The organism is Cohnella sp. SGD-V74, from assembly GCF_003001675.1.
GTDB lineage: Bacteria > Bacillota > Bacilli > Paenibacillales > Paenibacillaceae > Cohnella.
Genome location: NZ_PVYW01000012.1, coordinates 219,200 through 231,175 on the forward strand (window position 1 = coordinate 219,200; position 11,976 = coordinate 231,175).

Here is an 11,976-nt window from a genome sequence, read left to right on the forward strand (position 1 = left end):
GTGGAGGATGTTCCTGTTTGACATACGCTTTCAATGGAAGCATGGCTTTTATCTTATCTATTCGTTGATCTGCATCGTCTATTTCGGAATTTTGTATTTCGTTCATGAGGACTACGTAGAGAAATCATTGATTTTGTTGACTTTCTCCGATCCGAGCGCGCTTGGTCTGCTTTTTGCCGGGGGGATTATTTTGCTTGAACGGGGACAAGGGGTGATGGGCAGCTTGTTCGCAACTCCGGTCAGGATCAGGGAATACGTCTTGGCGAAATGCCTGTCTCTCAGCTGTCTGTCCGTTCTGGCAGCGTATGCGATCCACCTCCCCATTGGAGGATGGCCGGTATCGCCTGTGCATTTTACTATCGGAGTTGCATTAACCTCCTCTTTCTTTACCCTGATTGGTATATGGACCGCTGTTCAATGCCGCTCGATCAACTCGTTCATTCTCTTGACGCAGCTTTATGTGCTTCCCTTTGTTTTGCCGCTTGCCGGATACTTGGATTGGATGCATTCTCCGTTCATGGCTCTGCTGCCTACGCATGGAACGTTGATTTTGCTGGATGGCGCGATCCGGGTTGTGGGGTGGCAGGAAACGATCTATGCCATCCTCAGCCTGGTCTTATGGATAGGGGGATTCGGCTGGCTGACCAATCGGGCTGTGTTGGGGACTGTAAGGAAGCTGGACGGAGGAAAAAGCCATGAATAGATACATGGTTTTATTGAAGCACGATCTGCGCAATATGGCGAGAGATCCGTTGTTATTGTTTATGCTGATAGGTCCGTTGCTTCTGATTCTGGCCGTCCGTACGGGCTCGGCTTATGGAACCGACTTGCTGCAATCGGCTGGTTCATTTGATTTGCTGCGTTATACAGATCTTATAACCGTCTTCATGATGCTGCTTATTCCGATACTAATCGGCACGATGACAGGGTTGTTTATTCTGGATGAGCGGGATGAACAACTGATTGGGCTGTATGCGGTCACGCCAATCAGGAAGCAGGGATACTTCCTATATCGTTTGGCGCTTCCGACTCTTCTCGGTCTGGCGATGTCCACGCTGTTTCTGCTTGCGGGCGGCGTTGCGCAAAGACAGTTTGAAAACATGGGAGTTCTGGGCATGCTTGCTCTGGAAGCACCGATATTCGCCTTGTTTTTAGCAACTGCGGCTGCAAATAAAGTGGAAGGGCTTGCGCTTTCCAAAATCGTCAGCTTGACGTTGATCGGGGCAATCGTCGCTTATTTTGCTCCCGAGCCTTGGCAGCTGTTAGCCGTGGCGCTGCCGACCTATTGGCCTTCTAAGCTCTATCTGGAAGGGGCGTCGGTAGGGGGCGATCTTGCGTGGACCACCGCAGCTCTCGTGACAGGTTTCCTATATCATCTGCTGATTCTATACGTGTTGCTGAGGCGTTTTTTGCAGCGCATTGATTGACTCGACGTTGAAGGAAGACGCCAAGCAGGGAGACATGCTCCCGGGCTTGGCGTCTAGTTTTGTTAATATGAGATTCTATCAGCTATCCTTGCAAGTCGCGTTGCCGGAATCCCGACCATCCGATCGTCGCAAGAGCGACAGCCAGCATCGTTAGAAGCAGCAACGGCGGCCATTCAAATGCAGCGGCGGGCAGTCTCGGAATAGGGTAAAGCGGAGAGAGGCTCATTATCCAGTCCGGCAATTGCAAAATCCCCCCCAGATAGACCGCGAAGAAGGAGTAAACTACGGTAATCCAGCTTAATGCAGCCGCTCTCGGCAGCCAACCCGTCAGTGCGGCGGCCATTCCGACGGCAACCCACAGCGCAGGAATGAAATTTAACCCTGCAACAATCAGAGCGGGCAAATAGGCGGAGTCGTTCATACTTTGGCTTCCCGTGAGCCCCATTCCTAGTCCGGCCATGAACATCAGTACGATGCTGCTTGCAACGGCGAGGAGGAGATAGCTGCCGAGCAAGCGAGAGCGGGAGAGCGCTCCCGACAGGAGCGCATCCACTCGTCCCGCGTTCTCTTCGCTGCGCAGCTTCAGGAAGCTTTGCAGAGCCGGGATCGTTGCCAGGATGGCGGTCACGGTCATGAACATGCCTGCAATATTGTCCGCGAACGAGGCGCTGCCCGCTTCCGGGAGCATTTCACCGATCGTTTCTCCCATGGAGCCCATCATCTCCTCGGCTTCTCCGATGAAGGAACCGTAGGACATACCGAATACTAACATGGCCAGGCTCCAGATGATCAGATTTATCCGTTGAAGACGGAAAGCGAGACCAATCGGCGAAGTCAATGCTTTGGAAGCTTCGCTGCGGCCCCGCCTCGGGCGCATCAGACCGGCTCCGACATCGCGTCTGACGCTTAGCGGATAAGCAATGACGATGAGCAGCGTTGTCAATCCCGCGCTAAGCAGGAGCGGCACCCACTTGTTGTCGACATAAGCGGAAGTCTGCTGAGCCCAGCCGATGGGCGACAACCAGGAGAGGGCATTATTCCCGATATCTCCGACTGCCCGAAGACAGTAGGCAGCCACGAGAACTCCGGCGCTCAGACCGGTCGCTCCGCGCGCATGCTCCATGAACTGAACCAGTACAATGGCGATAGCCGCAAAGACGATGCCGATGGAACCAAGGGCGGCAGCGAACAGAAAGGAGCCTTTCCAGGTAACGGACTCGATCCCCATCGCGCCCATTCCGAGGGCTAGCAGAAGGGCGAAGATGACATTAACGCTGCCGACTAGAAGAAGAGCTGCGGTCGTGTTGGCATGACGTCCCGTAACCGATGCCCTGATCAACTCCATACACCCGGATTCTTCTTCCTTGCGTGTATGACGAACGATGAGCATAATGCTCATCAAAGCAACGGCAATTCCGGCCATGCCAAGCATTTGATGCGAGATCATTGAACCGACAGTATAATTGTCCAGGTAGAAATCGGGACCGGTCAGCGCGATACCGGCGGGATTAACCATCGTCGCCGCCATCGTCTGGCGGGCCGTCTCCGTCGGGTACAGCTGTTCGAAGCTGCTCAGCGTTGCAAGAACGAGCAGAAGGATGCTAACCACCCATACGGGAATCGCGATCCGATCCCGCCGCAGCATAAAACGCAGTAATGCTCCCGTTCCTGCCAATGTCTGCTGCCGATTCATTTCCGGCCACCTCCATGTGCGCCTGCGGCAGCAGCGCCGCTGCCGTAATGGCGCATGAACAGCTCTTCTAAAGTTGGCGGCGTGCTCGTCAACGCCTGGATATCAAAGGTGCTTAATACTTGGAGAACATTCCCCATTTGGGAGCTGTCAACCTGGAACTGCGCTTTATTCCCGATTAATTGAAGGTCATGCACGCCTGCCAAGCGGTCAAGTCCGGAAATGCTCTGCGCGGTCTCCACGACGATAAAGGTTCGGGTCAAATGACGTAACTGGTCAAGGGAACCGGATTCGACAATACTGCCGTCGCGGATGATGGCGACTCGGTCACAGAGCTTCTCGATCTCGGCCAGAATATGGCTGGATAGCAGTACGGTTTTTCCTTGCGCCTTCACTTCCGCTACGCATTTCTGAAAAACAGCCTCCATTAATGGGTCTAATCCGGAAGTCGGTTCATCCAGAATAAACAGCTCGGCTTTGGAGGAAAAAGCGGAAACCAGAGCAACTTTTTGTCTATTCCCTTTTGAATAAGTTCGGCATTTTTTGGTAGGGTCCAAGTCGAACTTCTCTAATAATTCTTGGCGACGCTTACGATCCCAATCCCCGCGCAATCGACCGAAGAGATCAATCGCTTCGCCGCCCGTCAGTGTCGGCCAGAGATTGACGTCTCCGGGGACGTAACTGATCCGGCGATGAAGTTCAACGGCGTTTTTCCAAGGATCTTTGCCGAACACCCGGGCTTCTCCGCTTGTTTTGCGCAGCAGTCCCAACAAAATACGAATCGTTGTGGATTTTCCCGCGCCGTTCGAACCGATGAAACCCAGCACTTCTCCTTCGCGAACTTCAAGATTCAGACTGTTCAATGCCTCGACTTGCCCGTAATGCTTGGTGAGCTTGCTTGCTTCAATAACCGACATTTCTGAACCTCCATTTTTGGTGAAGCAGTCTGTTTTAACGGTCATGCAGCTCGATGAGTTAGCCGATCAAAATATGATCCTCCGCATAACCGATTTTCGAGGAACGTTTCTTCTGCGCTAATGCGAAAGCAAGCGTTAGTGGACCGAGACGACCGACAAACATCGTAAAAGTCACAATGACTTTCCCGGCAGAAGACAATTCGCTCGTTAATCCCATGGAAAGCCCCGTCGTACTGAAAGCGGATGTCGCTTCGAACAGCACTTCCAGAAAATGATCTTCCAGCATGCCTTCGGAAATCGTGAGCAAGAGTGCGATAACCAGTACTGCAGCCAATGAGCTCATCACGACAGCCAACGCCCGCATGACCGTCTCTTCCGTAATTTTGCGTTTGAAAGCATGAATTTGTCCGCCGCCGCGAAAGGTATTCACAGTGGCAAGGATAAGCACGACAAACGTATTGGTCTTGATACCTCCCCCCGTTCCTCCCGAAGCCGCTCCGATAAACATAAGGATGATGATAAAAAATTGTGACGCTGCAAGCATATTGCCGATATCGATCGTGTTAAACCCTGCGCTTCTGGGTGTCGTTCCTTGGAAGAAGGCAGCAAGTACGCGCTCTCCCGCATCCAATTGACCGAAAGTGGCCGGGTTCCAGCTTTCCAGCAAGAAGAGAATAAGGAATCCGGCAGCGGATAGAATCGCTGATGCAAGGAGAACGACTTTGGAGTGAAGGGACAGCTTTCTCCAGGAACGCTTGCGAAAGATATCCACAACAACCATATAGCCCAGTCCACCCGTGATAAAGAGCAGAATAATCGTCAAATTGACGACGGGATCGCCGACAGAGGAAGATAAGCTGTCGGGCCACAAGGCAAACCCCGCATTGTTGAAAGCGGAGACCGAATGAAAAATCGCGTAATAAGCGGCCTGTCCCCATCCCATCTCGGCTTGCCAGCGAATCGTCAGAATTAGAGCAGCGAACGCTTCGAATGCAAAAGCAATAAGCACCATGTAGAGCGACAGTCTGACCAGTCCTTGAGATGAAGTAGAATGAGTCGTTTGCTGGATGATCAGTCGTTGCTTTAAACCGATTCTTTTGCCTAGAATAATGGCTACCATGACGCCGAAGGTCATGAAGCCAAGTCCTCCTACTTGAATCATAATCATAATCACGACTTGCCCGAAGGTGGAAAAGATGCTGCCTGTATCGACTACGACGAGCCCGTTTACACAGATGGCGGAGGTAGCCGTAAACAACGAGTCAAGCAGGCCGATAGATTGGCCTGTTGAGGACGATTGCGGCAAGGTCAGAAGCAGGGCGCCAATCCAGATTAAGCAGAAAAACACAATCAGGATCAGTTGGGGCGGACTCATTTTGTTTTTTAGCCAGTCAACAAGCATTACGACACGCCCGGAAGCGATAGGATACTTCATACGGTTACCGTTTTCGTTCATAGTCCTCCTCCAAATGCCGGATGTCTTCGTTACTGCCGATAATGAGCAGAATATCTCCGGTATAAATTTTGTCGTCCGCTTTGGGAGATACGTTCAGATCGTCACGGGTTTTGATTGCGATAACTGTGCACCCGAACTTGGCACGGATGTTTAATTGCGACAGGGAATAGCCATTCATCGCCGGAGGCGCTTTAATCTCGACCAGATTGTACTCTGGAGACAATTCAATGTAATCGATCAGATTTTCGGAACTGAGCTGATGACCGAGTCTCGCGGCCATATCCCGTTCGGGATAGACGATATGATCGGCACCGATTTTGCTCAGGACATTGCCGTGCATTTCATTTTTGGCTTTGGCTGTTATTTTGGGAATATTTAATTCTTTTAACAACAATGTCGTTAGAATGCTTGACTGGAGATCATCGCCTATAGCGACTATCGCATGCGAGAAATTACGAATGCCCAACTCCTTCAGTGCGGATTCGTCCGTACAATCCACTTGCAGCGCATGGGTAGCGATGGCTGAGATCTCCTGGACAGGCTGTTCGTTTTTGTCCACGGCCAACACTTCATGACCGTTTTGAATCAAGGTTTTTGTCAAACTTGCACCGAATCGGCCAAGTCCGATGACGATAAATTGCTTTTTCACTGCCTTCACTTCCGTTCTTCATAGTCGAATCCTCAATATCGGTAGTTCATTCATTCGCTAAACGGCCACGATATGAAGATCCGTTTCTTCGATGCGGTTAAGCAATTCATTTACGAAAGAACCATGGGTAATTTCCTGCCATCGCGTTTGACCGGATTGGCCGATAATCAATTGTGTAATTTGAAGATGGTTGGCCGTCTCCGCGATGATTTCAGAAGCTTTCCGATTCTCGTTCGATTTCACGATAAATGTCGCCCCCCATTCCTTGCATTTCAGCTTCCATGCCGCCATCATTTGTTTTTGCTCCGTGTCAAGCGCATCCTCTTGCACAGGAATGACGCTTAATACGAAGAGCGGGCAACGAAAAAGTTTGGCCAATTCTCCCCCGCGGCGAATGAGCCGTTCTCCGTTGGGACCGTAGTATACGCAAACCATGAATTTTTCCTTGTTCTCCATAGTCATGGACTCCCTTTGTTGAAGTTTTATTTTTGAAAAACAAAAAAAGCCTGGCCGCAGAGAAATTCTGCTACCAAGCTTTGGGCTTTGCAATCCGTCGCAAAACAAGCCAAAGTTGAAGAGCTTTCTCTCCCAAGCGCTGACGAGGTTAGCTGTCGGATTCGGGTTTGAGAGTACCCGTTCTTTCTTTGCAAGAAAGAATTCACCCCTGAAGCCGATGATCGGCCTCGATGGTTCCCCCGCTCCTCTATGAAGAGGATTAAGCGTCGATCGTATGGAATTGTCGTCCCCTATATTACGCCTGTAAGATTAAAAAGTAAATCCCTTTTTAACTGTAGAAACAAAGGGGATACGAGATGCTCAGCGATCCGTTGCAGCCGTTCAAATCCAGGCAGCATTTCCATTTTAGCTCTTGGCATCTCACATTTCGAAAGATATTGACATTGCACCATTTTAGCCTTATTATAAAATAAAAAAATGTTAGTTAGTGCTAACTATAATCGAAGAATCGAGCTGGGAAGGTAACTATGGAGAATAAGACGACTCTGGACAATAAAGCCAAGTTGATGCATGCGGCGATAGATTTGATGGCTGAAAAGGGCTATAAGGGCGTATCCACGAAGGAGATCGCAGCAGCGGCAGGCGTCAGCGAGATGACCTTGTTCCGTAATTTTGGCAGCAAGATCAACCTGCTGGACAAGGCGGTTGACCGTTATCATTACTCGGTGGAAATGACTCAGGTTTTTAACGAGAAAGTGATCGGGGACTTGCGAACGGACTTGCTCATGATTAGCCAAATGTATCATGAAATGATGGAGCGCAACCGAAAATTGTTCCTCATTGTATTGAGCGATAACGAATTGGCTGAAATCCGCGAAAAGGCGCAGAAGCATCCTCGGAAGCTACTGGAGCTATTGACGAATTATTTTATAGACATGCAGCAGAAAAATAAAATGATTTCAACCGATGCGCAGATGCAAGCGATCACTTTCATGTGGATGAATTACGGGGCATTTGTTTCTCAGCTGTTTGTTAGGTCTGAGATTACGCCAATATCTAAGCAAGACTTTATAAGATCGAGTACCGATTTGTTCGTTAGGGCGCTAAGCCCTTAATTTTTCGAAGTGTAGATAGTGAGCACTAACAAACAATGCGGCAGAGGTGACCATAATGAAGCATCGGAATATGGAATCGCGAAAGCTTGTAGGTCAAACAGCAGATGCAGGTTTCCAAGTTGGTGTCAGGAGGACGTTCCCCATCTCACCGGAAAAGGTATGGTCGTTTCTAACCTCGCCCGAAGGGACAAAATTGTGGCTTGGAAACGTATCGCCTCCTGCATTTAACGAGGGAGAGATCTTTGCATCCGAAGAGGGGATTTCGGGCGAGCTTCGGGTAGTAAAGCCTTTGCGGCAGCTTCGCTTAAAGTGGGGCAGGAAGGATTGGGCGAAGCCGTCCACGCTGCAAATTCGGCTTTTATCCAGTCATCCCGATCGAACAACGATCAGCTTCCATCAAGAGAATTTGGATCATCCGAACACGCGGGAACAAATGAAGCTGCATTGGGAGAACGTTCTGAACAACATTTGGCAGAAAACAAGCACCGTAAACGATGAAGAGGAGATGGATAAGCATGAATAAATTCAGCCATATCGATCTTAGAGTGAACGATTTGGAGAGCACCTTGCCTTTCTATGAAAAGCTTCTTCCTGAGTTAGGTTTTACGCGAACCTTTCACAGCTTGAATTGGAAGGTATTCGCCGCCGAGGGGGAATTGCCTAGCGCCGCTTATTTTGCGATTACGGAGGACCGGGAACATAAGCCGAATCCCAATCTGATTGGTTTCTGGGCGAATGATCAGGCTGAAGTCGATCATATTGCGAAACTGGTCCGGGAAAATGGCGGCACGATCAACGACGGTCCCCGGTTATTCCCGATTAGCCCAACGTATTACGCAGTCTATTTTGAAGATCCTTGCGGAAATAAATATGAATTGGTTCATCGTTTGAATTAGTGTTGGCTAGTAAAGACAAAAGGCAAATTGCATGAATGAAACCGTCATGATAGGATTAGGATAGAAAAAGGAGCCGGATGGCCGTCCGACTCCCCGTACAACATATTTGGATGGGAAACCTCCAAAGAATTAGAGCAAATAACCCGTTCTCTTGGCCGTTAACCTGGGCGGGTTATTTTCGTATACGCAGATAAGTAAGCAATGCCAGCAAAAACATGCCGAGCATGATCACTTCTGTTAATGGTGTTCTTTTGTAATATCAAGAGTTTTTGGCACCAGCATAAACACGACGGTAGCGATAACGATCATAATTATGCCGCCGATCAATCCCGTCGTTACCAATGAATTGTTGAATGCGGAGACCGCTTCTGCGGCAAACCCGGCAATACCCATCTGAGCCGAGACTTCCAGCGCGCCAACAATCGATTCCTTGGCCAATTCCGCTAATGGGCCTGAGATGCCTTGATTAATGAATGAATCAACGTTCAAGTAATTTCGATACAGCTGTGCAGCAATACTGCCTAAAATCGCAATCCCCAATACGCCGCCGAGATCATACATGGACTCCTCGATTGCAGCGGCGTTGCCGGCTTTTTCTTGTGGAGCGCTCAACATAATGATCGCCGAAGCAATGGCTAGCGAACTCGAACCGGCGCCGATCAGAAACAGGGATGCCGCAAGCAGCGGATAGGCCAGCGGTTGTCCGAAAAAGAACATAATAAGGAATCCGACTCCTGCAAGCGCAAGTCCGCTGGACAGAATCGTCCGGGCCCCCATTTGAGCCGCAAGCATCGGAGCAAGCGGAGCAAAGAGCAATGAACCAAGAGCCATGGGAAGAAGGTATACACCCGCCTTGAACGGAGACAACCCTTCGACAACCTGAAGCCACTGGACGACCAGCAATAACATTGCATTCATAGCAAACATGGAGATAAGCGCTGCGATCGTTCCTGCGGTGAATGCGTTATTTTTGAAGAGACGAACGTCAAGCAACGGATCGGAACTTCTCAGACACCGGATTACAAACCCCACTAACAGGATGACGGCAAAAGTTAAAACCATCCAGGAGACGGAATCGCCCAAGCCCTCCTTGGCAAACTCCTTAATACTCCAAACCAAAGCAACCATGCCAGCCATAGATAAAACGGTAGCAAGCATATCCCAACGCGCCGCGTTTGCATTGCGTGCTTCAGGCAATAGGAACACCCCGGCGAGGACAGCCAGTGCGGCAAACGGCACATTAATCAAAAACGTGGCTTGCCAAGCAAAGTATTCGAGCAATGCGCCTCCGACTATAGGCCCGATGATCGCTCCGGCGGCAGACACGGCAGACCACACGGCAAGCGCAGTTGCCCGCTCTTTGGGATTCTGAAAAATCGTCCGAAGCATCGAAAGGGTAGTCGGCATAATCATGGCCCCGGCTGCTCCAAGAAGGGCGCGAAGCGCGATAACCTGTTCCGAGCTGTCAACGAAAGTCACAAGCAGTGAAATCAAACCGAATATGGCAAAACCGGTTAGCAAGACCCGTTTTCGTCCCCACCGATCGGCTAATGCACTCATTGGGATAAGCATACCCGCCAAAATAAGCGAATAAATATCGACAATCCATAGCTGCTGAACCGATGTTGTGCCAAGATCTTTCACAAGGTCAGGCAGTGCCATAATAAGGATGGTCATATCCATCATAACAACGAGCAAACTAACGGATAGCACGACTAGGGCTGTCCAGCGTTGTTTGGGCGACATGGATTCTGCCGAAACAGGAAATGATAATTTGAGCATGGTTCTCCTCCGTTCCATCTGAGCTGCTCGTAATCAGACGCTTCACTCTATAGACCGACCGTACGGTCTATTGAGGATTCTAACATACGTTTTTGCATATTTCCAGTATTATTGTTAGGTCAAGCTCTGACTCGGATATAAACATCGTTCTCTATGAACCCACGGGCGACTTATAGTATACTTGCGATAAATGCGAAGATAGCAGGAGGTGGAGAAGTGAGGGAACGTATGCTTGAGGTGGCGAGAGAGTTATTTGTTAAAAACGGGTATAATTCCACGACCACCGCAGACATTGTCAAACTTTCCGGCAGCAGCAAAGGCACGCTTTATTATCATTTCGAAACCAAAGAAAATCTATTCCTTGAGATTCTTAATATAGAAGAAGATAGATGGCTGCAATTATGGAGAGCAGAAGAAAAGAATTGTTCGAGCAACGCGGAAAAGTTCCATCGATTTAACGAACTATCGGCGATAACCGATGCTTATTATCCGCTGCAAACGGCCATGATCGAGTTTTATTCCAAGGACCACGAATCTAAGCTCGTTCAAGAGAAGATGGATGAGCTGGATCGGCGCTATATTAACCAGTATTACGAAATATTTAGTGCCGGGAACGAGGCCGGGGAATGGGATATCGAGGATGTTGAATCTACGAGTCAAGTTGCAGCCGCCGCAATTACGGGGCTCATTCTATTCACCATTAGAGCGGATACAGGAAAACGAAAAGAGCTGTGTGAACACTTCTCCGTTACTTTTCTGAAAGGCTTACTCAAGAAGTGATTCCTGTTCGAATATTCCGAAGCAAAGGCCCTCTGCCGTGCTATTCAGCGGGGAGGGCTTATTCGTATCGTGTAAGTTGGACAGGGCAATAACGGGACGTTGCAGATTGCGTGCCGAAGAGTATTTGCTCCACGGATTCCGATTCATAACGCTTGTACGGTACGATGCAATCCGGCAACTCGTGATGAATCTTGCGGCATTGCAAGCAACGAAGCCTACGCACGATGAGCAAACGCTGATCTCCAGCCGCAGTCGAGAGTTTACGGTGACGACTGCCGATAACGACAAGCTTTTCACCGCAACACGGACAAGGAACCACGAAGCTGGTCCGGGAAAATGGCGGCACGATCAACGACGGTCCCCGGTTATTCCCGATCAGCCCAACGTATTACGCAGAAAAATTCCCTATGGAATGAATGGATACGACTGTGGTACACAGAGGGATGGAAAAGGAATTGGTAATTATTGAAATAACAAAAGGTGTGTTATACTTAAAATTAATCTGTGCAACACTGGAGGGTATAACGATGATCCCAAAAAAATTGGATCAACAGGCCGCTAGTGCGATCAAATCCATCCTTCAAAAACTCAATATAAACAATTCTCGCGTATTGATTGATCTTGAGAAACAGACAGTTGAAGCTCAAGAGGACGAATACTCCATTGATGATCTTTTGGAGGCAGCCGGTTCATTAACGCCTGAACGAGGAAAAGAACTTCTCGCAGAAGCCAACAGATCGCGCGAGGACTGGAATGTATGAGGAAAGGGTACCTGTTAGATACGAATATTGCGATAAATATTGAATGA

Annotated in this window: 14 protein-coding genes and 1 riboswitch; of the genes, 7 read left to right on the forward strand and 7 right to left on the reverse strand. The window is 49.3% G+C overall.

Annotated features, from left to right (window positions below; genetic code table 11):
• Positions 1 to 7 precede the first annotated feature (7 nt).
• The gene (locus B0G52_RS19220) at positions 8 to 703 is read left to right on the forward strand and encodes a fluoroquinolone export ABC transporter permease subunit (RefSeq protein ID WP_143762598.1); all 696 of its coding nucleotides are present in this window, start codon (positions 8 to 10) and stop codon (positions 701 to 703) included.
• A complete protein-coding gene (locus B0G52_RS19225; protein ID WP_094046997.1) occupies positions 696 to 1,427 on the forward strand; it encodes a hypothetical protein in 732 nt (243 codons plus the stop codon). The genes B0G52_RS19220 and B0G52_RS19225 overlap by 8 nt, the downstream gene beginning before the upstream one ends.
• Before the next feature lie 82 nt (positions 1,428 to 1,509).
• Here the strand turns inward: B0G52_RS19225 and B0G52_RS19230 are convergent, their stop codons facing one another.
• The 5 genes from B0G52_RS19230 to B0G52_RS19250 are packed head-to-tail and all read right to left on the reverse strand — an operon-like array spanning position 1,510 to position 6,601.
• Entirely contained in the window at positions 1,510 to 3,120 is a 1,611-nt protein-coding gene (locus B0G52_RS19230; protein ID WP_094046998.1) for an ABC transporter permease, read from the reverse strand.
• Positions 3,117 to 4,034: an ABC transporter ATP-binding protein gene (locus B0G52_RS19235; protein WP_094046999.1), complete on the reverse strand. Its 918-nt coding sequence runs from the start codon at positions 4,032 to 4,034 to the stop codon at positions 3,117 to 3,119. Before B0G52_RS19235 ends, B0G52_RS19230 begins: the two co-directional genes overlap by 4 nt.
• A 58-nt stretch (positions 4,035 to 4,092) precedes the next feature.
• Positions 4,093 to 5,436: a TrkH family potassium uptake protein gene (locus B0G52_RS19240; protein WP_369827090.1), complete on the reverse strand. Its 1,344-nt coding sequence runs from the start codon at positions 5,434 to 5,436 to the stop codon at positions 4,093 to 4,095.
• Positions 5,437 to 5,473: 37 nt separating this feature from the next.
• Complete coding sequence (locus tag B0G52_RS19245) at positions 5,474 to 6,139, reverse strand: potassium channel family protein (protein ID WP_094047001.1); 666 nt, start codon at positions 6,137 to 6,139, stop codon at positions 5,474 to 5,476.
• A gap of 57 nt (positions 6,140 to 6,196) precedes the next feature.
• Positions 6,197 to 6,601, reverse strand: coding sequence for a universal stress protein (locus B0G52_RS19250; protein ID WP_369827086.1), 405 nt, complete (start codon positions 6,599 to 6,601; stop codon positions 6,197 to 6,199).
• A 116-nt stretch (positions 6,602 to 6,717) separates the two neighbouring features.
• Positions 6,718 to 6,871, reverse strand: a riboswitch (cyclic di-AMP (ydaO/yuaA leader).
• 251 nt (positions 6,872 to 7,122) lie between these two features.
• On the opposite strand from B0G52_RS19250, the gene B0G52_RS19255 reads away from it, so the two are divergent.
• Genes B0G52_RS19255 through B0G52_RS19265 form a run of 3 tightly spaced genes read left to right on the forward strand, consistent with a single transcriptional unit; the run spans position 7,123 to position 8,606 of the window.
• Positions 7,123 to 7,710: a TetR/AcrR family transcriptional regulator gene (locus tag B0G52_RS19255; protein WP_094047003.1), complete on the forward strand. Its 588-nt coding sequence runs from the start codon at positions 7,123 to 7,125 to the stop codon at positions 7,708 to 7,710.
• A 55-nt stretch (positions 7,711 to 7,765) separates the two neighbouring features.
• Entirely contained in the window at positions 7,766 to 8,233 is a 468-nt protein-coding gene (locus B0G52_RS19260; protein WP_094047004.1) for an SRPBCC family protein, read from the forward strand.
• Entirely contained in the window at positions 8,226 to 8,606 is a 381-nt protein-coding gene (locus B0G52_RS19265) for a VOC family protein (protein ID WP_094047005.1), read from the forward strand. The genes B0G52_RS19260 and B0G52_RS19265 overlap by 8 nt, the downstream gene beginning before the upstream one ends.
• Before the next feature lie 237 nt (positions 8,607 to 8,843).
• Here B0G52_RS19265 and B0G52_RS19270 read toward each other — a convergent pair whose 3' ends face one another.
• On the reverse strand, positions 8,844 to 10,388 hold the full coding sequence (locus B0G52_RS19270; protein ID WP_233162811.1) for an MFS transporter: 1,545 nt from the start codon (positions 10,386 to 10,388) through the stop codon (positions 8,844 to 8,846).
• A gap of 216 nt (positions 10,389 to 10,604) precedes the next feature.
• Between B0G52_RS19270 and B0G52_RS19275 the strand changes: the two genes are divergently transcribed.
• The gene (locus B0G52_RS19275; protein WP_094047006.1) at positions 10,605 to 11,168 is read left to right on the forward strand and encodes a TetR/AcrR family transcriptional regulator; all 564 of its coding nucleotides are present in this window, start codon (positions 10,605 to 10,607) and stop codon (positions 11,166 to 11,168) included.
• Positions 11,169 to 11,226: 58 nt separating this feature from the next.
• Here the strand turns inward: B0G52_RS19275 and B0G52_RS36230 are convergent, their stop codons facing one another.
• A complete protein-coding gene (locus B0G52_RS36230) occupies positions 11,227 to 11,514 on the reverse strand; it encodes a DUF6431 domain-containing protein (protein ID WP_369827091.1) in 288 nt (95 codons plus the stop codon).
• Between the two features lie 97 nt (positions 11,515 to 11,611).
• Here B0G52_RS36230 and B0G52_RS19280 point away from each other — a divergent pair, with 97 nt between their 5' ends.
• Positions 11,612 to 11,929, forward strand: a complete 318-nt coding sequence (locus B0G52_RS19280; protein ID WP_233162813.1) for a hypothetical protein — start codon at positions 11,612 to 11,614, stop codon at positions 11,927 to 11,929.
• The last annotated feature ends 47 nt before the right edge of the window (positions 11,930 to 11,976 follow it).